The 20,553-nt window shown below is 69.1% G+C and carries 24 protein-coding genes; 11 read left to right on the top strand and 13 right to left on the bottom strand.

The genetic code is table 11. The annotated features are described in order from the left end of the window. The first annotated feature begins 11 nt into the window (after positions 1 to 11). From NAEX_RS43450 to NAEX_RS43435, 5 genes are all read left to right on the top strand, one after another. Positions 12 to 833, top strand: a complete 822-nt coding sequence (locus NAEX_RS43450) for a hypothetical protein (RefSeq protein ID WP_143140136.1) — start codon at positions 12 to 14, stop codon at positions 831 to 833. Further along, positions 811 to 1,233 (top strand): hypothetical protein, encoded by a 423-nt coding sequence (locus NAEX_RS43445; RefSeq protein WP_096333356.1) that lies wholly within the window; start codon positions 811 to 813, stop codon positions 1,231 to 1,233. Before NAEX_RS43450 ends, NAEX_RS43445 begins: the two co-directional genes overlap by 23 nt. Positions 1,234 to 1,320: 87 nt before the next feature. Further along, positions 1,321 to 2,277, top strand: coding sequence for a hypothetical protein (locus NAEX_RS43440; RefSeq protein ID WP_096333355.1), 957 nt, complete (start codon positions 1,321 to 1,323; stop codon positions 2,275 to 2,277). Between the two features lie 154 nt (positions 2,278 to 2,431). Beyond that, positions 2,432 to 2,767: a helix-turn-helix transcriptional regulator gene (locus NAEX_RS49100; protein WP_143140135.1), complete on the top strand. Its 336-nt coding sequence runs from the start codon at positions 2,432 to 2,434 to the stop codon at positions 2,765 to 2,767. Positions 2,768 to 2,798: 31 nt separating this feature from the next. Further along, positions 2,799 to 3,035, top strand: a complete 237-nt coding sequence (locus NAEX_RS43435) for a helix-turn-helix domain-containing protein (RefSeq protein WP_096333354.1) — start codon at positions 2,799 to 2,801, stop codon at positions 3,033 to 3,035. On the opposite strand, the gene NAEX_RS43430 is transcribed toward NAEX_RS43435, so the two are convergent. Next, positions 3,032 to 3,352, bottom strand: coding sequence for a hypothetical protein (locus NAEX_RS43430; RefSeq protein WP_096333353.1), 321 nt, complete (start codon positions 3,350 to 3,352; stop codon positions 3,032 to 3,034). The two genes, NAEX_RS43435 and NAEX_RS43430, sit on opposite strands and share 4 nt — an antisense overlap. 34 nt (positions 3,353 to 3,386) lie before the next feature. Between NAEX_RS43430 and NAEX_RS43425 the strand changes: the two genes are divergently transcribed. Together NAEX_RS43425 and NAEX_RS43420 are read left to right on the top strand one after the other, a co-directional pair. Then, on the top strand, positions 3,387 to 3,632 hold the full coding sequence (locus tag NAEX_RS43425; protein ID WP_170136497.1) for a hypothetical protein: 246 nt from the start codon (positions 3,387 to 3,389) through the stop codon (positions 3,630 to 3,632). Between the two features lie 429 nt (positions 3,633 to 4,061). Continuing rightward, the gene (locus NAEX_RS43420; RefSeq protein ID WP_096333351.1) at positions 4,062 to 5,630 is read left to right on the top strand and encodes a serine/threonine-protein kinase; all 1,569 of its coding nucleotides are present in this window, start codon (positions 4,062 to 4,064) and stop codon (positions 5,628 to 5,630) included. 896 nt (positions 5,631 to 6,526) lie between these two features. Here the strand turns inward: NAEX_RS43420 and NAEX_RS54915 are convergent. From NAEX_RS54915 to NAEX_RS49095, 11 genes are all read right to left on the bottom strand, one after another. After that, the gene (locus NAEX_RS54915) at positions 6,527 to 6,889 is read right to left on the bottom strand and encodes a DUF6788 family protein (protein WP_476703775.1); all 363 of its coding nucleotides are present in this window, start codon (positions 6,887 to 6,889) and stop codon (positions 6,527 to 6,529) included. A gap of 1 nt (position 6,890) precedes the next feature. Further along, positions 6,891 to 7,445 carry a hypothetical protein gene (locus NAEX_RS43415; protein WP_096333350.1) on the bottom strand — a complete coding sequence of 185 codons (555 nt, stop codon included), beginning with the start codon at positions 7,443 to 7,445 and terminating at the stop codon, positions 6,891 to 6,893. Positions 7,446 to 7,500: 55 nt separating this feature from the next. After that, the gene (locus tag NAEX_RS43410) at positions 7,501 to 8,370 is read right to left on the bottom strand and encodes a protein phosphatase 2C domain-containing protein (protein ID WP_170136496.1); all 870 of its coding nucleotides are present in this window, start codon (positions 8,368 to 8,370) and stop codon (positions 7,501 to 7,503) included. Positions 8,371 to 8,378: 8 nt separating this feature from the next. Beyond that, positions 8,379 to 8,732, bottom strand: a complete 354-nt coding sequence (locus NAEX_RS43405; protein ID WP_143140133.1) for a hypothetical protein — start codon at positions 8,730 to 8,732, stop codon at positions 8,379 to 8,381. Between the two features lie 8 nt (positions 8,733 to 8,740). After that, positions 8,741 to 9,349, bottom strand: coding sequence for a hypothetical protein (locus NAEX_RS43400; protein WP_096333347.1), 609 nt, complete (start codon positions 9,347 to 9,349; stop codon positions 8,741 to 8,743). Between the two features lie 457 nt (positions 9,350 to 9,806). Next, entirely contained in the window at positions 9,807 to 10,055 is a 249-nt protein-coding gene (locus NAEX_RS43395) for a hypothetical protein (protein WP_096333346.1), read from the bottom strand. After that, positions 10,052 to 10,792, bottom strand: a complete 741-nt coding sequence (locus tag NAEX_RS43390) for a hypothetical protein (RefSeq protein ID WP_143140132.1) — start codon at positions 10,790 to 10,792, stop codon at positions 10,052 to 10,054. Before NAEX_RS43390 ends, NAEX_RS43395 begins: the two co-directional genes overlap by 4 nt. A gap of 151 nt (positions 10,793 to 10,943) precedes the next feature. Next, positions 10,944 to 12,614 (bottom strand): helicase HerA domain-containing protein, encoded by a 1,671-nt coding sequence (locus NAEX_RS43385; RefSeq protein ID WP_096333344.1) that lies wholly within the window; start codon positions 12,612 to 12,614, stop codon positions 10,944 to 10,946. An 87-nt stretch (positions 12,615 to 12,701) separates the two neighbouring features. After that, on the bottom strand, positions 12,702 to 12,929 hold the full coding sequence (locus NAEX_RS43380; protein WP_096333343.1) for a hypothetical protein: 228 nt from the start codon (positions 12,927 to 12,929) through the stop codon (positions 12,702 to 12,704). Then, entirely contained in the window at positions 12,926 to 14,269 is a 1,344-nt protein-coding gene (locus NAEX_RS43375; RefSeq protein ID WP_143825739.1) for a hypothetical protein, read from the bottom strand. The genes NAEX_RS43380 and NAEX_RS43375 overlap by 4 nt, the downstream gene beginning before the upstream one ends. Before the next feature lie 176 nt (positions 14,270 to 14,445). Then, a complete protein-coding gene (locus tag NAEX_RS49095; RefSeq protein WP_143140131.1) occupies positions 14,446 to 14,757 on the bottom strand; it encodes a hypothetical protein in 312 nt (103 codons plus the stop codon). Between the two features lie 17 nt (positions 14,758 to 14,774). Between NAEX_RS49095 and NAEX_RS43370 the strand changes: the two genes are divergently transcribed. The 3 genes from NAEX_RS43370 to NAEX_RS43360 all read left to right on the top strand — a co-directional run bounded on the left by NAEX_RS43370 (position 14,775) and on the right by NAEX_RS43360 (position 17,441). Beyond that, positions 14,775 to 15,704 carry a J domain-containing protein gene (locus tag NAEX_RS43370; RefSeq protein ID WP_170136495.1) on the top strand — a complete coding sequence of 310 codons (930 nt, stop codon included), beginning with the start codon at positions 14,775 to 14,777 and terminating at the stop codon, positions 15,702 to 15,704. A gap of 526 nt (positions 15,705 to 16,230) precedes the next feature. Then, positions 16,231 to 17,124 carry a hypothetical protein gene (locus NAEX_RS49090; RefSeq protein WP_143140130.1) on the top strand — a complete coding sequence of 298 codons (894 nt, stop codon included), beginning with the start codon at positions 16,231 to 16,233 and terminating at the stop codon, positions 17,122 to 17,124. Positions 17,125 to 17,222: 98 nt separating this feature from the next. Next, positions 17,223 to 17,441, top strand: coding sequence for a hypothetical protein (locus NAEX_RS43360; protein ID WP_096333339.1), 219 nt, complete (start codon positions 17,223 to 17,225; stop codon positions 17,439 to 17,441). A 473-nt stretch (positions 17,442 to 17,914) separates the two neighbouring features. Here the strand turns inward: NAEX_RS43360 and NAEX_RS43355 are convergent, their stop codons facing one another. Further along, positions 17,915 to 19,444: a serine hydrolase domain-containing protein gene (locus NAEX_RS43355; protein ID WP_170136494.1), complete on the bottom strand. Its 1,530-nt coding sequence runs from the start codon at positions 19,442 to 19,444 to the stop codon at positions 17,915 to 17,917. A 211-nt stretch (positions 19,445 to 19,655) separates the two neighbouring features. Here NAEX_RS43355 and NAEX_RS43350 point away from each other — a divergent pair, with 211 nt between their 5' ends. Further along, positions 19,656 to 20,375 carry a GIN domain-containing protein gene (locus tag NAEX_RS43350; protein WP_170136493.1) on the top strand — a complete coding sequence of 240 codons (720 nt, stop codon included), beginning with the start codon at positions 19,656 to 19,658 and terminating at the stop codon, positions 20,373 to 20,375. Positions 20,376 to 20,553 lie beyond the last annotated feature (178 nt).

Raw genomic sequence — 20,553 nt, 5'->3', positions numbered from 1 at the left:
GGCAGCAGGTCGTGCAGGCGACCGCCGTCGTCGGGTGCCTGGCGCGTCAGCTCGGTGCGTCGCGCCGCCACCCCGAGCGCCTCGGCGAGGCGGAGAACTCGCTCTTGGGCAACGCATGCGCTTCGGAGGTCAGAAATGCCGAGGTCGTGCGCGGTCGTGCGCTGGCACCGGCTGGTACGCTGCGATTTGTGCAAGGACCCGCCATCGCTGGAGTCGTTCTTGTCGGCGTTCTCGCGCTGGAGGGGCTCGGGGCATGGCTCCGCTTCAGCGAGCGCAGCTCGTTGTTCGCCGCCGCTGTCGCCCGCGCGAAGGCCCTCGGGCGCCCGCTCGTCGTGATCGGCGACCCCGACGCCGGCATGCACACGCGGCTCGCCCGGGCCTACGGCTGCGGCGACGTGTGCGTCGACCTCAACGGATGCCCGCTCTGCCCCGTGGCGATCGCGGCCGACATCACGAAGCCCCTGCCCTTCGCGGACAACAGCGTTGTGGTGTTCGTGTCCTGCGTCTTCGAGTACGTCGACAACGTGGAGGCCGCGTACGCCGAGCTGCTCCGCGTCGCCGGCAGCCCCGATAACTTGTTCGTGGTGGCCGTCCAGCCGTGGACGATCACGGCGCACCTGTACCCGGGCGCGAGCTGGGCGGGGCACGCAGTCAACGGCCGCGTGGCATTCGCTCCTGTGCCGACGTGGCGGAAGGTCGTCTACGGCGCGGGCCTCGTCGGACTCCTCGGCTACGCCACATCGCCCTGGTGGTGGCCCACGTCCGAGCCCGCGCTGGCCCCGGCCCCGACCCCCTCGCTCGAGGTACCCGATGCGCAGCTGGTCTCAGGTTGAAGCCGAACTCCGGGCCTCGAGCCCAGGGACGCGCATCATCGTCGGGAAATCCGAGATCGAGACGCCGGCGCAGGCCGGCGCAACACGGTCGATCGGGCTGCCGAGCGGCCAGCTGTCGGACTGGCGCTTCCCACCTTCTGCGGGGTGCCGCAGTGTGCATGTCCAAGAGTTTCCGACGACGTACCTCGCGCACCTGGACGAGGTCGACCCCGGCTGCGCGCCCGTGCAGCATCTCCTCGTGGATGCGCCGATCGTCGCGGCCCTGGGCGTCGGTGGCGCGGTTCTGGGGGCGATCGTGGGGCGGGTGCGGGGGACGTTCGTCGGACTGGCCGGTGGACTTGTCCTCGGCGCCCTGGTCCACTGGGCGGTCACTGCCCCTCCGCCAGCACCGACGCGTTAGGGGACCGAAGCCCGCTGGCCGGCCGCCATGTCCTGGCGCGCGTGCGGCCCACCGATTAAACTCTCCGGTATCCGCGCGCTCAGGTCATTGTCGTTTGTCGCCGCGATCGCCGCCTGTCAGCCCGAGCCGCCGGCCGTCGCCTTCGTCACCGACCGCTTCGACATCGCCCCGGAGTTCGACGGCCCGCTGTGCGCGGGCAACATCCCCTACATGGAGGCGCGCCTTTCCTGGCTCGAGGAGGTGCTGGAAGTCGAGCCGGTCGGACGCGTCCGCTACAATTGGGTCTCTGACGCCGGCGAGTTCTGCGACGGCCCGCTCGCTTGCGCCATCGGTCACACGCTCTACGGGCCCTGGAGCGAGTTCGAGCACGAGCTCGTCCACGTGATCGCCACGACGTCCATGGGGCGGGCGTCACCGTTCCTCGAGGAGGGCCTGGCGGTCGCGCTCACCAGCCTCTCGGCGGCGCCCGGTGTCCCGTCGGAGTGGCTGGGCCGGTTCCCGCACGACCTGGAGACGACGGCGCGGGGCGACTTCTACGGGGGGGCCGGCCACTTCGTCCGCTTCCTCCTCGACACGCGTGGCATGGCGCCGTGGAAGCGGCTCTACGCCGCCTCCGACTACGACGACAGCGCCGCCACCCTCCGCGCCAGGTTTGCCGAGGCCTACGGCGAGAGCTTCGCCGAGATCGAGGCGGAGTACCTGGACGCGGCGTGGGACGCCTACCCGCCGCTGTCCGGCTGCCCCGCGCCCGATCTGTTGCCATGGATGCCCTCCGGCGAGTTCGCGCTCGAGTGTGACGATCCGGCAGTAATGCGCACCGGGCCAAACGTGATGGTGCGACCGATCACCCTCGGTCTCGTCACCCGCACCGTCGGTGACTTCCTTGTGGCGGGTAAACGCGCCTCCCCCGACTGGTGCCCGCTCCGGCCGGTGTCCATCGACGGGTTGTTCGTCGGCTCGCTCGAAGCGGGCCTGCATACCGCGACGGTCGGGGCCCCGCTCGACGAGCCGAAGGTCGTGCGGGCCGAGTTCTGGCTGCGTTGACGGGTCACCGCGCGCCCGCCTCTCCTCGAGGTTGGGACTCCCGGATGGGCAGTTCACCCACCCCTCCGCCAGCCGGCCCGTTAGGGGCGTTCGTTCTCTGTGTACCAAAAAACGACCCCCTACCCTTTTTTTTTGGTGTCGGTAGGATCTACTCATGGTGCGCCTTGCACAGGCCCGTGAGGAGACCCTCGACAGAAAGCTCGAGCGGGCATCGCAACTCTTGTCGGAAGGCTACGCCGTTGGCGAAGTCGCACGTCGCATCGACCTTCCAGGGTGGGAATTTCGACGGCGCTTCAAGGAGCGGTACGGCCGAACACCGCAGCAGTTTCGGCCTCGCCGCGAGCAGCCGACCGTCTCGTTCAAGCTGAAGAGCGCTGCGGAACTGCACCTTCTTGAGGCCGCCGCGTCGCGCGCCAAGACCAACATATCGACGTTCGTTCGGCACTTAGTGCGCCGTCACCTGCGTCTGACAACGGCCTCTGAAAAATGATCGAAGGGACAGGTCGTGTTAGGCACCGTGCATGGCCAAGTTGCCGGCACGGTTGCGGCTGCCGACGCTGAAGCTGAAGGAGCTCGAGGCGATGGCCATTCGGCTGGCCCTGGAGCGAAACTTCTGGTCGCTGGCGGAAGCTGCAGAAGAGCTCGGCATCTCGCGGTGGGCGCTCATGCGCCGGATGCGAAGTCTCGGCCTGCGGAGCCCCCGAGCCGTGAGACGGCCGAGCATGAAGACGGATGGCACCGAGGGCAGCGAGCCTTAGAAGCGGCCACCCACCACCAGGCCGGCGCCGGTGAAGTCGGCGTAAGGCTTGAGGCGCATTGCACGTCGTCCGCTGACCACGAGGGGAATCGCCGCGCCGAGGAGTGCAGCGCTCGAGATCCCCAAGGCAATAGAGATTCTCTGCGCCGACTTCGCTGCGCCGTAGGCCTCGTAGAAGCTCGTCATCTCGGCCGGGGTCAGGTCCCGATGCTCGGCGCGTGCGCCGTCGACCAGCTCTCGGCCGAGGGAGACGTGGTGGCCGAACGCTGCGACCGTGCCGATCGTGGCAACGAGAAAGCCCCCGCCGAGGCCCGCCAACGTCCAGCCAGTGACGACCCTGCCCTTCCCAGGGGTGAGTGAGTTCGGCGCCAGACTCGCCGGCGACGAGCTCGCCGGCGACGAGCTCGCCGGCGACGAGCTCGCCGGCGACGAGCTCGCTGGCGACGAGCTCGCTGGCGACGAGCTCGCCGGCGATGCGGCTGGCGAGCTCGCCGTCGCCGTCGACGAGCCCGCCGGCGACGACGACTCGGAGCTCGCCGGTGACGCCGGGCTCGCCGGCGGCCCCTTCGGCGAGCCCACCGGAATCAGTGAGAGTTGAGCGCCGCCCGGTGGCGGTGCGGCCGTCACGTCGTCACAGCTGAGTGAAGCGAGTTCACGGTGCCGTCGCTCCAAGGCCGCGGTGTGCGGGACCTTCGGGTCGGCGAGGTATGCGGCCAGGAGCGCCTTTGCGGCGCAGCGCGAGGCCGGCGAACCGTTCTGCAACCAACCGCCCACCGCGATAGCTACGGCAGTGCGACGATCCTCGGGGTCGACTGCTGGGTCCCGTGCGAGCGGAGCTGCGAGCTCGGCCGCCTCGAGCGTCTGGCCCGCGAGCACGGCGTCGCAGACCCGCGTTAGGTTTTCGGGACAGTTCGGCGCGAGCAGGAGGAACAAGGACAGGGCGTGCATGCGTCTGATCCAACGCGGTGCGGTTTGCGGGTGTTCCTTCTGAGTATACCAAACTCCACGCGCTGTGTTAGGAAGGTTCATGGTCAGACCGGATCCGAAGCAGTGGGTAGGTAAGACCGTCGGCGGCGTGTACACGATCAAGCGCCACGTTGCGAGTGGCGGCTTCGCCGAGGTCTACGAGGCGTGGCACAACGAGCTGGACACACCGGTCGCGGTGAAGATGCGGCGGCCAGTCGCCCGCGAGACCGACAGCGCGTCTCAGAACGCCCGAACGGAGGACTACGCGTTCGCACACTTCAAGACGGAGGCCATCCTCGGCTTCCGACTGCGCGACCCGAACGTCGTGCGCGTCCTCGACTTCCGTCTCGAGGCCAAAGCGGAGTATCTCGTGATGGAGTGGCTCGACGGCCAGAGCCTCAGGGACCTGCAAGACGGCAGGCCGATGTACTGGCGCCGCGCTGCCGAGCTGACGGCTGCCGCCGCTGAGGCGGTCGCCAGTCTTCACGAGAAGGGCTGGTTTCACCGCGATATCAAGCCCGACAATTTCATGGTCGTTGGGGACGGCGCCGACGAGCGTGTGGTGCTGATCGACCTCGGCCTCGTGCGGCATCGGCCGCTCGAAGCACCGATCATGTCGCAGCTCGCGGAGCCCACCGGCTGGATCCCCTACACGCCCGGCTACTGCGCTCCCGAGGTCTACGCGCGCTCCGGCCAGCCCATCGAGGAGTCCCCCTTCACGGAAGCCTCGGAGGTCTTCGCCCTCGGCGTTACGCTGTTCAAGTTGCTCACCGCCCGGATGCCCTGGCCTGGAACCACAGCACAGGCGCAGCAGGTGGAGATTGCGCTCGGCGTCGTTCCGGCGCGTCCGTCGGAGTTCGAGGTGCGGTTGCCGACGGACCTCGAGAACCTCGTGATGCGAGCTATCGGCGGAGACCCAGCACAGAGGCCGGCCTCCGCGGCCGAGCTCGGGCGGCAACTTCGGCGACTCCTGGAGCCCTCAGCGCGCAAGGCCGCGGCGCCGACCGCCCGCGCGCCCGAACCGACGCCGCCGGCGCCAGCGCTCACGCCGGTCACCGGTCTCCGTGTCCCGCTCGGCCCCTCCCCCGCTCTCGCCCGGTCATCGGCGACGACGGCTCGGCCGCCCGTCCTCCCGCCACCGAGCACGCCCGCGCCGCCCAGGCCGTGGGTCCTCGCCGCGTCGCTCGGTTTCACGGTGCTTTTCGCCTGCACCTTACTCGCGGTCTTTCTCCTGCCCCCGGGCGTCACGAGTCCGACCGCCGAGCAGCTGGACGCGCAGCGGCTGGACGCGTTCGAGCCCGTCCCGGTGCCGACGTTGATCCCAGTGGAGCAACCTACGGCCGCGCCTGCGCCCACCTCGCCCACGGTTGTCACCACGCCGTCGCCGTCTCCGCCGACGCCGGCGCCACCGGCAGCGAGAGAGGTCTCTGAAGGAGAAAGACGTCAAAAAATCGAGGCACGTCTCCGCCGCTGCCCCGACGCTCCGTCAGGGCTTGTCATGGTCGAGATGCGGGGGGGCCGGTTGCGGACCATCGAGCTCGAGCCGTACGTGTCGACGGATCCGTGGCACGCCTGCGCTGCGCAGAAGCTTCGCGGTCTCGCCGACGGTCAACACGCCCTCCGGTTGTAAGTGCGGTGACGCAGGCAACGCGCCACCGGGCGCGCATGAGGCCCGGCGGCGCGCGTCGCGCTCACCTGCAGTGGACGTCGACCTCAGCTTGCTCGCCGAGAACCGTCACGTCACAGGTTGCACGGCTGTGCGGGCCACCGTCATTCGGACGGAGCGCAAGCACGACTGCCACGCTGATGCATGCGACGGCGAACACGTAGAGGCCGAGGTCGTTGCGAGCCCGGGCGAGGTTCTTGCGCCTATGACGCAGGGCGCGTACCGTCCGGGGCACGAGGAGGCAGGGGCTCTCTTTGACTCGCTTCTCGTAGGGTCCGGCGGAGTACCAGTCCGCCGGGCCCATTTTGCTGGTCTGCCACCTGCCTGGAGGAACCCACCTTCGTGGAGGAACCTGGCTTGATCGATCTCGAATTGCTTTCATCGGGATGTTCCTTCACCCGCTCGGGGTGAGGACGTCGCGTAGCGCGACTCTCGTGATCGAACAAGGGGTGAACGCGCCATGCACCGGGGGCGTCGCGCTTGTCGGCGAGCACGCGGTTGAACTCGTCGTAGCGGGGCTGGGTCGACCTGCCCTTGGTCGCCCCGTCGGTGACCGACAGCAAACCGCACTGGCTCACCCTCGACCTCGGCGGCGGGCAACGTCCAGGGCCTCCTCGTCCGCTTCACCGACGTCGATCTCGACATGGCCACCGCCGAGGAGGTTCGCGCGCCTTCCTCGCCTTCAAGGCCGAGGGCAAGCGAAAGCTCGTCTGTTACGCGGCCCCACTAGGCGCAGAGACTCGGTCATGGTTTACTCCGGTCGATGCTTCTGCCCGTCTCCTGGATCGACTTCGTCCTCGTCGGGTTCATCGCGCTCTACGTCGCAATCCAGTGGCGCCCTGCTCTGCAGGCGCTCGGCATCAAGCTCGGCCGGCCTTCTTGACCATCCGTTTCTCCGCCCGAGCCTGGGCAGCAGCGGCTCGACGGGCAGCAGCTCGATTCCGGCGCGAGCTCGGGTCGTCTTCGGAGGGCGGCAACGAAGGAGGCTCCTTGTCCGGCGGCCAGGGCGGTTCTCTCCCGACGTAGCGGAGGAAGTCCCGGCCGTCCTCGACCGGCACGAGCTGATACCAGTAGGGACCATGCGACGGCCTCGGGCAGCCAGCCCGACAGGTCTTCTTGCCGCACGCGGTGAACTGCAGCCGATACAGCGAGCCGTCGAACAGTTTGCGGTCAACGACCCACTGGCTTCCATAACCTCGCTTCTTTCGTCCCGGACGACGCACCTCACACCTCCCCCATCAATGCACGCCGCAGCGTGCTCCACCATCCAAAGGGGCCCGTCTCTGCATGCCTGAGCCGCTCGAGGCGGACGGGGGTTTCTTCCTCCCGAAGCCGCACGACCGGCTCGCCGGCGTCGTTGACGAAGGCTCGCCCCTGAACACGCACGAGCCCCGACCCGTCGAGGCACATCTCGCTGCCCTCGGCACAGCGCTCGTTGAAGCGTACGACCTGTAGCTCGGCGCAGGCGCGTTGCCAGCAGAGCGTCAAGTCGTACACGCGCAGCTCCACCTCGGCCTGGAACAGCCAGGCGCCGAGCCCCCGCCCGCATGAGCTCGTGCGCACCACGTGGAAGATGAAGGCCGGAGCTCCCTCGCTCCCGACGATCACGAGCATGCGGCCGCCGAGCTCCTCCGCGGTGGCGCGACGAGCTGCTTCGTCCGCCGTGGCGCCCTCGTAGAAGCGAACGACGCCCGACGCCCACAGCGTCTCGAGCGTCTGTCCCTCCAGCTCGGGATGCCAGTCGAGGGCCACGCAACTCCACGCGACGGGCCCCGTCACGACCGACCTCGGCGAGCCAGAACCTGCTCGAGGAACCCGTTCTCCATGGCCTGAATCACGCCGTCCCCTCCGAGCTGTTCAGCCGCCCGTGAGCCCACGCGATCGCCAGGTCGTCGCAGTCCTGCGGTCGGACCAACGCCGCGGTGAGCTGATCGCGTCGCCAGTCGTCCCTCCGCAGCAGCTCGTCAGCCTGCGGCTCTTGCTGTAAGCCGTCGGTGGCCACGTAGAGGGAGAGCGCAGGACCCTCGGCCTCCAGCACGACCTCGAGGCCGCTCACGACAGCTTCGACATCGCCCCCGCGACACAAGTTCGCGACGGTCATCGGCGAGTCGGGCTTGTGCTCCCGGCCGTGTGCGCTCCACCTTCGGCCGTAGCATGCGATCGCCACGGGCGACACGGGCGACGACGGCGAGCGCCCACGCCCGAGGCTGCCCGACGCACCCCAGGCGCCGTCGCCGACCAACCAGATGGCCGTCCACGCTGGCGTCGTCACGGCCAGAACGAGGGTGCAGTGGAGAAATGTCCCGGCATTCGGGCTGAGAACGGCCCAGAGGGGCAGCAGCTGGCGGACGAGGACCGTCGCCACATGCGTGCGCGCCTCCACGAAGCTCTGGCCCCGCAGGGCGGCGTCGAACGCAGCTCGCGCCGCGAGCTCGGCGACGAGCGCCGCGCCGACCTCTGTCTGGCTGGGGTGGCCATCCACCCGGCTCACGCCGTCCGCGACCGCTAGCGCGACCGCCCCCCGGTGTCGGAGCGCGACCGCGTGGTCCTGGCCACCTTGACGACGGCTCAGGTGGCGCTCGCCGGCGTCCACCAGCGACCCAGCCGTGTAGTTCTGACCGAGGTCGAGGTCACAGTCGGCTCGCCGCGGCTCGAGCGCCGCACGAAGACGAAGGCCCTCCAGGACCGGCGACGAGCTGTGCATCGGCGCGCTCATTCGCTGCCCCCTCTCTTCCTTCCGAAGTCATGCCCAACCGCCGAAAACAACAAGGAGACACAGACCAGGGGCAGGAAGGCCTGCGGCGGGGTGACGAGCTGGTGCTGGTCGTACAGCGCCACCGCGAGCGCACAGCCGAAGGCGCCCGCGACGAAGCCGGCGGCGCCGGCTACGTGGCCCCGCCGCATCACCAGGTGGATGTACACGGCGACGAAGAACGTCCAGGCCGCGGCGAGCTGCTCGGCGCGCTGATCCCCCGGATCGCGCTGGGCGGTGAAGTCGAGCAGCAGCATCAACGCGATGCCGATCGCCGAACCGAGAGCTTGCAGAATGAGGCTGGCCTGCATCATCGGCATTTTCATTGGCCGCCCTCCGTCCTGCGGATCTGCAGTCGCCAGGGCGAGCTCGGCGAGGGCTCCATGAACTCGAGCCAGTCGTCGCCGAACACGCTCACGATGTACGGGTGTTCCCACGAGCCCGGTCGGTGAAACCCATCGTCCAGGCGATCGAGCAGCTCGCGAAGCGCGGCCGTGGCGGACGGGCAGCCCTGGGACTGTTGACGGCGTAGGAGTCCAGCGTGGAGCGTCTCCAGCATCTTCCGTCGTTCTTCGGTCACGAACAGCTCGAGGCGTTCTGTGTGGCGGAACCAAGGGCGCCCCGTCGAAGCGAACGCCGCTGACACTTTCGCCGGGTCAAGCGTCCCGTGATGCGTGAGCGCGTCGGCGGTCGCCGCTGCGACATCGAACAACTTGAGCTCGAGCAGGTCGCGGATGGTCTTCAAGCCGGCTTCGCCTTCTTCCTGTCGCGCGATGGCGGCCTGCTCTTCGGTGAGTAACCGGGCGCGCACGCCGAGGTCGATCGCAAGTCGTCGGGCCTCGCCGCTCGTGCAGGCGAGAAGTGCGCGCAGGTCGGCTTGTGCGAGTTCGTGGTCGGTGAAGGTCTCGTCGTCGCTATCGCTGGTGGTCATGGCTCAGTCCTTTCGCATCCGGGTGTTGGTTCGGTTGTCGGTGAGTCGGCCTCGACACGAAGGCGACTCACTGCGGCCTCGAACAGGGCCGCAAGTTCATGGGCGCGAAGCGGGCGCTCGCGGCTCGTGCAGTACGAGGCGGCGAGGAAGTCGAACGTCCCGGCGATCGCAGCGATCGCTGCGAACTCGTGCTCCGTCGCCGCTCCGCGGTAGATCCCGTCGACGCAGGCGGCGCCGTCGCCCACCGCCCCGAGAGGGTCGTGAGGCTGTCCGGGCCATGCGCTGCAGCGTGGGCAGCAGCCCAGTGCAACCCGGGCTACCTGGTACAGCGCATCGAAACGGCGCCCGTAGCCCACGAGGGACACGAGCGACGGCACGGCCGCTTCGAGAAGGTCGGCCGTCCGCCTGAAGTAGGCACGAGAGGCCAGCGACCAGGCACGAGAGGCCAGCGACCGGTTCACGGCCCGTCCTCCGGCTTCTCGCCGCTGATGTTGAAGGCGCGTAGGGTCTGCCCGAGCTCGGCTTCGAGATGCTGCGCGAGGGCGGCCCGCCGCTCCCGGCCGAGGCGCCGCTCCACCAAGAGCACCATTCGGGCGGCGTCCTCGAGCTCTCCCGCGACCGTCCGGTCCCGCCAACGCCAACCGACGATGACGCCGAGGATGAACCCGCCGGCCAACACCAGGCCGAAAGCGATGGCGTAGATCACGACCCTCCCCCTTCCAGCACCGTCCACCCGCGATCGGCCACCAGGTCGGCGACTTGCCGCGCAAGCAGTCGGCCCGTTCGACGTCCCTCCTCAGGGGCCGGCTCGGGTGGGCCGAGGTGGAAACCCACGCGCTCGTCGAGAAGCGCGAGCGTCAGGCCGATGTCGGCGGCGGCGCCCAGCTCGTTGAAGAGCGCCCCAACCGCGAGCACGGCCGCCACTTCGCGCGGCTCCTCAAGGTCCCACGCGGCCCAGAACACATCGCCGAGGCATTCGTGGCCGAGATGTCGCTCACCGGGCCAAGCTTCACACTCGACGCACATGCCGAGCAAATCGGCGCCCATGTCGTAGACGCTCGTGGGCTCGGGCTCGTGACCATCCACCAGGTCGCTGCGGCTCTCGGCGCAGAGTCTCCGGGCTCCGACGACCAGGTCCCTTCCCGGTCCCGAACTCGGATGCAGGCGCGGCAGCGTGCGGCGGGCTCGCTGTTCGGAGAACATGCCTCGCTCGGCGAGGAACGCGATAAGCGCCGTGCGAGCTTCAGCGCTGAGAGCACTTCGAGCGCCGATGCAGTCCCACCGTGGATCCGCGACACAAGCCGGGCAGCAATCGGTCGCGCTCGACAGCGCCGCCGGCCACTTGCAGATCACGCAGGGCCGCGCATGGACAGCTCGCGCTCTCTTCTCGCGCCGCAGCAGCGCGCACCACAAACCACCGAGAATCGTCGCCGACACCGTCATGATAACTCCTCATCCAGGTCCTCGTCGGACTCAGGATGATCACGCGGCAACGAAGCCAGTTCTTCCGCTGTCCTTTCGGACATGTCCTCGCCGACACGCCCGCGTGCGCCGAGATCGTGCATCGCCTGCGCTCCCCCGCGTGGTCGGTGCATCACGGCGCGCCCCCCTGCACAGGTTTCTTCGCGATGAACAGCGCCTCGGTCGCTGCCACATGGCCAGGCCTCGGGTAGGCCAGCAGGCCGAGAGACCGGAGCGCGCCGAGGTTGTTCGCGAACGCTGAGCTCTCGGCGCTGGCACCGACTCGCCCCGCGAGCGCTTCCTTCTCAAGAGCTCGCGGATGGACCTCGAGCAAGGCCTTAAGCAGGCGGACTCGGGGGGCCGAGAGGCGCGAGAACACCTGCTCCTGCAGCTCGGCCGAGGTCGTCGGGAGACTTTCAGGGCTGGCGACCTGATGTCCCGCAGCCGTGAGTCGCACGAGGCCGCTCCCGGGATAGTCGATCAGACCCCTCGTCCGCAGGGCGCCGAGGTTGTTCGCGAAGGCAGAGCTCTTCGCGCTCGCGTCCGCCATCAACGCGAGGACCTGTCGATCGACGGTGTCGCGGATGCGCGCGAGCCAGGCAAGTGCGTTCAGGATGGCCTGCTGCGGCCGAGTGATCGCGGAATCCTCAGAGCGCTGCTTCCTCGGCCTGGCCCTCGCCGGTGACGGCGACCTCGCCGGCGACGGCGAGCTCGGCGAGGTCGGCGAGCTCGGCGAGGTCGGCGAGGTCGGCGAACTCGCCGACCTCGCGAGCCCCGACTCGCGGTCTCCGGCGAGCGCGAGAGCGTCGCGAACCGCGATCGCCATGGCCTCCTCGAGGTGACGCAGGGTTTGGGCCAGGTCGCTGACCCGAGCTCGCACGTGGACGAGCTCCTGCTTCAGTCGAGCGAGTTCGTCGGGCTCGCCGACGACGCCGCTGCCGCTCGCGGGCAAGTCACTCAGCTGCGGCAACAGGGCCCGGATCGTTGCCGTTGGAGGCGGCGGCGCGAACGCCAGGCGGCCGCCTGCCCTCGGATGGGACGTCTGGACGGGACCGATGGCGACCTCGGTGATGGTCGAGCTGAGCGCCGGGCCGAACGCGAAGAACTCACCTGGCTGCAACGTGCGAAGGGCTTCGCGGTCCGACCGCGACATGCCGAGCTCGTCACCGGCGCGCGCGATGTCCACGTCGAGCGCGGTGCGTCCGATGAGCTTGTTGTTGCACTCGGCAGCGGCATCCTTGTGGAGTTTCGAGAGCCTTTGCGTGGCGAGGACGGCGCAGTAGCCACGTTTTCGGCCGCGCGTGGCGAGGTCGATCACGGCTCGCGCACTCTCCGCGTTGCCCTTCTGCGGGCAGAACACGTGGGCCTCGTCGATGACGACCAAGGTGGGGTGCCACAGCTCCTTGGGGGCCTCGACTAGCGCCTCGAGGAACAAGCGCACGAACTCCACGCGCTCCGGAGCGCGGAGCTCGTAGATGTCGAGCACAGCCGAGACGCCGAGCTTCAGAAGGCGCTCCGCGAGGACCTTGGCGGAGCGCGGATCAGCAACGGCGTCAGCGTCTCGGCGGCCGACGAGGACGTAGTCGAACTTCTCGCGCAGCGTGGCGAACTCGCCTTCAGGGTCGATGACCAGCTGCTGGATGTGGCCGTGCGTCTGCTCGAGGAACCGGCGCACGCACCAGGACTTCCCGCCGCCGCTGTTCGCCTGGATTAGCAGCCGGGTGTCGACGAGGTTGCCGAGCTGGCAGCGCACCGGCTCGTTTGGCCCGGCCCCGAGCTGGAAGTGGAGGTCGGCGCCGGTCATGCCGCTCCCCGCCCCGCGCGTGGCCGTCTTATACGTATAAGACCCGCGCCAGCCGGCCGGCCCTCGCTGGCGAATCTGCCCCAGTGTTCATGTTGCATCGTACATGCTCCTTAGTTCGTGTTTTGACTGGCCGACCTGAACGACGCGGCCGCCCCTCACCTGGTTGTCGAGCCAGCGCCAGGCCGTACGCCGGCTGATGCGCAGCACCGCGGTCAGTTGCTCGAGGGAGAACCGCTGCGCCAGGGTCCCGAGCTCCTGGGCGGTCCGGGCGCGGCGCCAAATCTCGTCCGAGCGGAACGGCTTCAGCGGCCTCATTTCTGCACGCTCCCGTCCTCCTCGTCGGCGCCCGACGGGTAGTCCTTCAGGACATGTCCCAAAGTTTCGGCCAGCCGATGAAGCGCCGGCGGCGGTGCGGGCATCGCCGCGACGGCCCGGGCGAGCTCGGCGAACGCCGCGACCCGGGCGCCGTGCGGGCTTCCGCGGGCTGTCGCGTGGGCGACGACGGCAGCGAGCGCCTCGGCTGCCGGCGGCGGCGTCCCTCCGGCGTCGAGCGCCGCGCTGAACCGGAGCGACAGACGACGGAGTTCTGGATCGGGCGACACGCCCGGGCTCGCGGCGCGGCTCCACATCCGAGCGAGGACCGCGACGCTCCCCTCGTCGAGCTCGAGCCGCGGCGGCGCGGGCAGTCCCCGGCCCCGCCGCGCTGTCTTTTCGGCCATGTCCTGGCGGACACGCGCGCCTTGATCAGATTCTTCTCTTAATTTTTTAAATTCGGGGGTTGTGGTCGCGATTCGCGACGGATGACGACGGGCGAAAAAATTTTGAAGCTCGTCGTCCGTCATGCACACGGACGTCGTGTCGAGCCCCGACTGAACCTCGAGGCGCCATCCCTCCTCGGTTCGTTCCCAGCCCTCGCGCGTCGCCTGGCGTTCGACCTCCGCTCGTTCGTCGACCGCCGGGGCGGCAGGGACAGGTGGCTCGGACGCGGCTTCGATCAACGCGATGAGGGCGAGCTGGTCCGGGTTGACCTGCTCGCCCTGCGCCGTGACGTCCTCGCTCGTTTCGACCGGCTCAGCCCACGCCCCTCGCGGGCAGTCCTCTTCGGCCGGCTCGAGGTCGGGAAGGAGCGGCTCCTGGCGGGCTGGTTGCCGCGGCTCCGTGCCTCGCTGCTTCCCGTAGATCGCGATCTCGGCCTCGCGCCGGAGGCTCTTGGCGACGTCGGGGTTGGAAAGACGATCGAGAAGCGTCGGGCCCGGGAAGTAGAGGTTGGTCTTCGACCTCGCCTCGTTCTTGCGGACCTCGCTGGACTTCATGACGCAGACCCAGCCCTCGTCGGCGGCCTGCTGGCGGTACCGCCACCACGAACTGCGAGAGCGGCCGAGCTCGCTGGCGCCTTGCTCGTAGGACAGCTCGAGCGCCACGGCGCCGTCGCCATGGGCGCCGAGCACCATCGACAAGAAGCGGTCGAGCTTGGGGTCGTTGCCGAGGGCTCGATGCAGCGGAAGCGTCGTCCGCGAGCACAGCGCCTGCATGCCCCAGGACCGGCGCCGCAGCTCCTTCCACGCGGCCGCCGCTTCAGCGTGGTGCTCGGGCGACCTCCTGGGATGGCGGGTCGCGTCGTCGATCAGCTTCGAGCTCGATTCGCGGGGCCGCACCGCACGCGCGCCGGTGCGGAAGTACCTCAGAGGCCGGGGGAGAGATCTCTTCCAGGCCAGTGCGGGCGCCAGCTTCTCGAAGACTTGACCAACGTTTACGCGCATGGTGGAGCGGAGGATGGAATTCCACCGCTCGCAGCCGGTGCGTTAACGCACTTGACTAACCGAGATATCTATTATCGGCGAAACGGACCCCGGCCGAGGGACGTGTCGGTCACCTCCGCGCCGTCCACGAACACGCGCAGGCGCGCCGACCGGTCGTGGACCTCGAGCGACCGCCGCGCGAGCGCGGGCGGCGTCGGCGCGATCCACACGCTCAACGTCGGCCGTCCCTGCACCCCGAGCTCGCGTGCGAGCCGGCTCGGCGGGCCTCGCTGAACCTGCGTCACCACCAGGCGGCTGAAGGTTCGCGGCGCGTCCGAACTCCCAGAGAAAGATCCGGTTTCATCGGAACCATTATCCGCCCGCAGGTCGTCGTCCAGCGCCACATTTGCAGCATCGCATATTGGGGATTTTCTTCAATTCGATCCGGAGCAATTCAGTTATTATCACCTCCATTGATACGCTCGATGAAGCGCGCCAAATTTTGAGCGTAAGCGCCGGCGCGGGCCGCGACGCGGTCAAACGGGCGCATCGACGCCTGGCGTTCGCTTTTCACCCCGATCACCACAAGAGTTCGACGCAATTCGACGAGTTCCAGAAGCAGATAAACGTCGCCCGCGATACGCTGTATCGTGAAATAGACCGTCTCGCTGAATCAGCACTCAGCGAGACAGACAGCGCAATGGAGACGCCCGCGCCTCCAGCACCAGCGGCGGCTCCCCCGAAGGCGCCGCGAACGCGAGTTCGGCCCCCTGCTCCACCCGGCGTCGACGAGTACCGGGAGATCAGCTTCCCGTTCCTGACGATGCTGCGCGGGGGTCGGACGCGCATCAACGTGCCCCGGCCCGACGGCACGCAAGAGATGTTCGTCGACGTCCCCCAGGGCGCTGAGGCGGGTGTCCTGCTCCACGTCGTTGGCGGCGGCGGGCCGGGTTTACCGCCGGGGGACTTGCTGCTGCAAGTCGTCTCGGTTGAACCCGACCCCGTGTGGCGGTCTGCTCGCGCCGACGAGGGGCGCGCGCTCGACCTCGTCACGCGCCTCACTGTGACGTACGCCCAGCTCTACACCGAGCGCCTGATCCCCGTGCAGAGCCCTTGGGAGACCCGGAGCCTGGCCGGTGACACCGACAGCGTCCGTGGGGGGGCGATCGGTCTTCCACTGCGGGCGAACAACCTCGGCCCGTACAAGGTGAGGGGCCACGGTGTGCGTCGCGGCGGGGCTGCTGGCGACCTCCTGGTCTTCCTCCACGTCGTCTGGCCCGAGCGAGGCCGCGCGGACCTCGCCGCGGCCCTCTGGAGAGTCCAAGGGACTTCCACGCCAGACGACCGCTGACGCAATGCGCCCGCATGGCGCCGCGATGGCCATGGTGCTGGCGCACATCTGCCACCGAGACCCAGCGGTCGCAGTGCGCGCGGCTGGGCTGGACGCCCTATGCCCCGCTCCGCGCAGGTTCGACGCCTGTGCGGAGGCGGGCGGGTAATCTTCCGGCTGGTACCGCCCGGCGCAGGTGCGCCGCATTTTCCTGAAGGCCGCGCTCCGCCAGCACATGCGGCTCTCGACGGCCCAAAGTACCGTCCGGCCTACCGCGCAGTGACGCCTTTGGGCTCGAAGCGTGCGGTTCCCCGGCCGACGCTAGGACACAACCGCTCGTCCCGCCACGGGCCGGCAGCCGGCAGCATGCCCTGCAGCCGTGCCAAATCTCGCGTGGGCCTGCCCGCGCAACTGAAGCAGCAGGCGGACCGCCGACGAGCGGCGGTTGCCACGGCCGCCCGCAAGACGCGAACGAAGGGCTCGCGCCAGCCACGGCTGTGCGGACGAGGCGCGCCCGTGAGCCGTGTCCGCTGCTAGCTTTGGGAGCGTGCGCGCACCCGTCCTCGTCCTCGCCCTCACCGCCTGCCGTGCGACCTCCGGCGCCGGCACCCCGCCCGCCGAAGCGCCTGTCCTCGCGGACAGTTCGCGCGGCGTCTCCGACGGACCTGGCGCTTCGGACAGCTCGCTCGCCATGCGGGCGGACGACCGCGCGGTCGCCCGCGACGCGCTGGCAGCCGCCGACGGCGCCCCCGACCGTGCGGAGACGGCTGTCCTCGGGGACATCTCCGGTCCGCCGGGCGCGGGGGGCGGCGGACAGGGAAGCGGCCCGATCACCCTGGGGACGGTCGCGGATGCACCCCTGTCCGAAAGACCAGCCCAACAGCCAGGACCGGCCAAGAAGGCAGCTCCCTTGCCCGCGGACGCGCTCGTCGCCGGTCCGCTCGACGAGCGCGACGGCTCGTCGCTGTGTCCGGAGGTCGGCCCGTCGCACTGCTCGGTCCGGTTCGAGCTGGCCCGGTTCATGCTGCAAGTCGAGTTCTCGCCGGACGGCAGCGATGTCATCGCCGCACGCGGTCGTCTCCGCGCGTCCGAGCACGCGCTGCTCGCGTGCGCCGAAGCGGCCCGGCGGCGCGACCCGTGCGTGCGCGAGGGCCTTCAGCTCGACTTCCGGGTCACGCCGTACGGCCCACCGACACCGACCGGCGTGCGCGGGCTCGCCGACGCCGAGGCGCGAGCGTGCGTCGCGGCGATAGCGACCGAAGCGGGCCTGCAGCGAATGCTGCCGCGCGACGCGGGTGCGAGGGCGCTGCGGTTGCGGCTCGTCTACGTCCCGGCGCACGAGCAGTCGTTCGTCAGCCACGACGGGGACATCAGCTTCGGCCCCCTTCGGTCGCGCAACGCCGACCCACCGTGCCGCGACGTCACTGGGCGGGCCGGCTGAGTCCGCCTCGTACGGGCATTGTCGCGGCGAGGTGGATCGTCGAGCAGCTGGGCCAGATCACTCGACGCGCTCCCGGAGAGCGAAAATTCTGGCGAACCATGCCGGGCAGCACTAGCACGGCAGCCCGCGCCATCTCCGCCCTGCGCAGCTTCGGAGATTTCCTGCGCGAGAGCGGAGAGCTGGGCGACAACGAGATGATGCTGGTCCGCCGGCCGAAGATACCGGAGCGGTTGCCGCTGGTGCTCGGCGAACATGACCTTGAGAACATGATTGAAGGACCAGGCCAGAGTTGCGGCCCACGCGACGGTCGAGGCTGATGAGCGCGAGAAGAACTCGACCAGCGCCTCGCTTCCGGCCTTCGTTGGGACGGCGACGAGCAGACCATCCGGGTGGTGCGCGGCAAGGGGGACAAGGACCGCATTGTTCCTATCGGAACCCTCGGCGCGGCAGCGGTGCAGCAGTACCTCGAGGTGCGCCGCCAGTGGCTCAACGCGATCCCTCCACCTCCGTCCAGCGTGCTGCGGCGCAGGCCATCCGATCCGCGACCTCGAGGCGCGCTGCGGAGCCCCGCTGTCACAGCGCGTCCGCGATGTGACGCGTTAGTTTATGGGATCATTCGATTTTTTGTCCCAATCGTGACATGGACCTGCCGGGGCGAGGGTGGCCCGTGCCGGCCGATCGAGGCCTCATCGATCAGCTTCGCTCCCAGCGCTCGGCTATGCGCATCGCACCCGATCGATTCGTCGCGCGCGGGCCGGAATCGGGCGGGCGTGCCTATCGCCCGACAGGCTCACCGCGAAAGCCGCTTCAACGCCTCCGCCGAGTCGGTGTTGCCGGGATTGAGCCGCAGGGACTTGCGATACATCGCGACCGCCTCGTCGATCCTGCCGGCCTTCTCCAGCGCCTCGCCGTAGCTGTTGTAGGCGTTGTCGCTCTGTGCATGGAGCGCGGCGTTGATCCTGAAGGTCTCCAGGGCCTGGGCGGTATGGCCCTGCTCGAGGAACTGATAGCCGAGGTTGTTCAGGTCGTGCTCGCCCAGGGCGTAGCGTTCGGGCTGGTCCCGCAGGTCCTGCAGCTTGACGAAGGCGGCGTCGGCGCCGTCGGCCATCAAAGTGCGGCCGTAGATCCTGGCGAGGGACCGGGTGAAGGCCACGGGCGGCCGGCCGTTCAGCAGGCGCATCGCCGACAGGCCTTTCTTGTAGAGACCCTCGCCGCCAGTGTTGTCGAAGACGACGACCACCTGATCCTTGTCGAGGTTGCGCAGGAACAAGGTCGCGCAGCCGGGCATGCCGCCGGTGTGCCAGACGATCCGCCCGTCGTGCGCGTCGCGGAATACGAACCAGCCCAGGCCGTCGTCGGCCTCGCCCATGCCGCCGATGTTCAGCCAGACGAAGTCAGGCCCGCCGTCGGCCAGCCTGGCCGGCGTATAAGCCTCCCGGAGGGTCTCGGGCTTGAGCAGCCTGCCGTCGCGCAGCGCCCGGTCGAGCCGCAGCATGTCGCCGGTCGTGGAGACGACGCCGGCGTCGCCGAAGGTTGCTTCTTCATAATAGTCGAGCCGGACGCGCTGGCTCGAATAGCGGAAGGGATAGTCGTAGTTCCGGGCGAAGTTCGGCGTGTCCGCCCGATTGATCGCGGCGGTCTTCAGATAGGTGCGCCTCATGCCGGCCGGCCGCAGGATATGGGCCTTCAGGTAGCGGTCGAACGACTCGCCCGAAAGGTCCTGGACCAGCAGGGCCAGCAGCTTGTAACCGAGGTTGCAGTACCACCATTTCTCGCCGGGCCTCAGCTTCAGGTCGACCTTCGCCCCGGCCACCGCCGGGACCAGGTCGTTCATGCCGAGGCGCTGCGGCGCGATCCTGGCCCTGTACGCGTCGAACGCCGGGGCGAGGTCCTGGTCCGACAGGCCCGACGAATGCGACAGCAGCTGGCGGATCGTGATCGCTTCGTAGGGGAAGGCCGGGAAATACTTGGCGAGCGGATCGTCGAGGCCCAGCCGCCCCTGCTCCTTCAACTGCAGCACGGCCACGGCAGTGAAGACCTTGGCGATGGAGGCCATCTCGAACTCCGTGTCGTTCGTGTTGGCGCGCCTCGCCTCGAAGTCGGCATGACCGAAGGCGCGCTGGTAGACGACCTGGCCGCGCTCGGCGACCAGCACCGCGCCGTTGAACTCCCCCGCGTCCGCCAGCGCGACGAAATAGGCGTCGAGCCGCGCCCGGTCGGCGGCCAGGGCGAGCTGCGCGGGTTTCGACGGGACCGGGCCGGCGGTCGCGGCCGAGGATGGACCGCAGGTCACCGCGCAACCCCAGAGCACCGCCGACACGAGAAACCCTGCTTTCAACGCCCGCCTCCCGTCATGGTCCGATTCGCCCGGGATGATGCGGATCCTGCGAGGGACGCCGCAAGGGCGAGGTGACCACGTGGGGGCAACGTCCGCGCAGGGATGAGGGAGACCCGGACACCATCCGCACGCGAATTTCGCGCATCGATCGCCGGTGACCCCGATGCCCGGGTTCGGTGTTGCAGCGCCCGTCATGCCGCTCCCTCATCGTCCCCTTCTCTCGCGCCTGCTTCCCGTCGTCGCCCTCGCCTTCGGCGGTTGCATCCAGCTGACGGGCAACGGCGACGTCGTGGTCGAGGACCGCGCGCTCCACGGGTTCGACGCCGTCCACAACACGACCTCGCTCGAGGTCGAGATCGCGTTCGCCGACGAGGACGCAGTCCGGGTCGTCTGCGACTCCAACCTCGTGGACGACATCGAGACCTACGTCGACGTCGACGTGCTGTGGATCGACTCCCGCGGGGTGGCCAAGCTGCGCCCACGCGGCGATTGTCGGGTCGAAGTCGAGGTGAAGCGATTGACCACCCTCGAGAACAGCGGTTCGGGGCACGTCGAGGTCCTCGGCGAGGCGACGGAGCTGACGCAGGTCCTCCTCCAGGGCGCGGGCGGGCTCGTCGTCGAAGCGCTGACCGCCCCGGCGGTCGAGGTTCGCTCGACCAGCTCGGGCGACGTGCGCCTCGGCGGGCAGGTCGCCGACCTCTCGCTCGACAGCAGCGGCTCGGGCGCGATCTTCGTCCGCGAGCTGGCCGCCGAGGCCGTCGTCGTTCGATCACGCGGCTCGAGCGTCATCGAAACGAGCGCCAGCGAATTGATCGACGTCCAGTTGACCGGCTCCGGTGTCGTCCACGTGTGGGGTGAGCCCGGCGATAGCGACATCGACCAGACGGGCTCCGGTCAGGTTCTCTTTCACTGAGCGCTCGGTCAGGCAGAGGAATCGTGGGCAAGCTCGTGGGCGTCACAGGGATGCGACACCGGTCAAGCTCCCCTTGGGCACGTCCGCCGGTGACGCGGTCCCAGGGGGACCTGGTCCCAGCGGCGAGCCTTGCCGAACAGGTACTGCAGCACCGCGGTCGTGCCCGACCTTGGGGCCG

The sequence above is a fragment of the Nannocystis exedens genome (assembly GCF_002343915.1).
Classification (GTDB): domain Bacteria; phylum Myxococcota_A; class Polyangia; order Nannocystales; family Nannocystaceae; genus Nannocystis; species Nannocystis exedens.
The sequence above is the reverse complement of the archived record's forward strand: the minus strand, read 5'-3'. Positions and strand labels throughout refer to the sequence as shown.

Coding starts and splice junctions, on each gene's coding strand:
- NAEX_RS43445 (WP_096333356.1), top strand. CDS start 811: ATGCGCAGCTGGTCTCAGGTTGAAGCCGAACTCCGGGCCTCGAGCCCA.
- NAEX_RS43385 (WP_096333344.1), bottom strand. CDS start 12,614: ATGACCGGCGCCGACCTCCACTTCCAGCTCGGGGCCGGGCCAAACGAG.
- NAEX_RS49100 (WP_143140135.1), top strand. CDS start 2,432: ATGGTGCGCCTTGCACAGGCCCGTGAGGAGACCCTCGACAGAAAGCTC.
- NAEX_RS43380 (WP_096333343.1), bottom strand. CDS start 12,929: ATGAGGCCGCTGAAGCCGTTCCGCTCGGACGAGATTTGGCGCCGCGCC.
- NAEX_RS43390 (WP_143140132.1), bottom strand. CDS start 10,792: ATGACGGTGTCGGCGACGATTCTCGGTGGTTTGTGGTGCGCGCTGCTG.
- NAEX_RS43360 (WP_096333339.1), top strand. CDS start 17,223: ATGCCGGGCAGCACTAGCACGGCAGCCCGCGCCATCTCCGCCCTGCGC.
- NAEX_RS43435 (WP_096333354.1), top strand. CDS start 2,799: ATGGCCAAGTTGCCGGCACGGTTGCGGCTGCCGACGCTGAAGCTGAAG.
- NAEX_RS43420 (WP_096333351.1), top strand. CDS start 4,062: ATGGTCAGACCGGATCCGAAGCAGTGGGTAGGTAAGACCGTCGGCGGC.
- NAEX_RS43400 (WP_096333347.1), bottom strand. CDS start 9,349: ATGACCACCAGCGATAGCGACGACGAGACCTTCACCGACCACGAACTC.
- NAEX_RS43350 (WP_170136493.1), top strand. CDS start 19,656: ATGCCGCTCCCTCATCGTCCCCTTCTCTCGCGCCTGCTTCCCGTCGTC.
- NAEX_RS43405 (WP_143140133.1), bottom strand. CDS start 8,732: ATGATGCAGGCCAGCCTCATTCTGCAAGCTCTCGGTTCGGCGATCGGC.
- NAEX_RS43410 (WP_170136496.1), bottom strand. CDS start 8,370: ATGCACAGCTCGTCGCCGGTCCTGGAGGGCCTTCGTCTTCGTGCGGCG.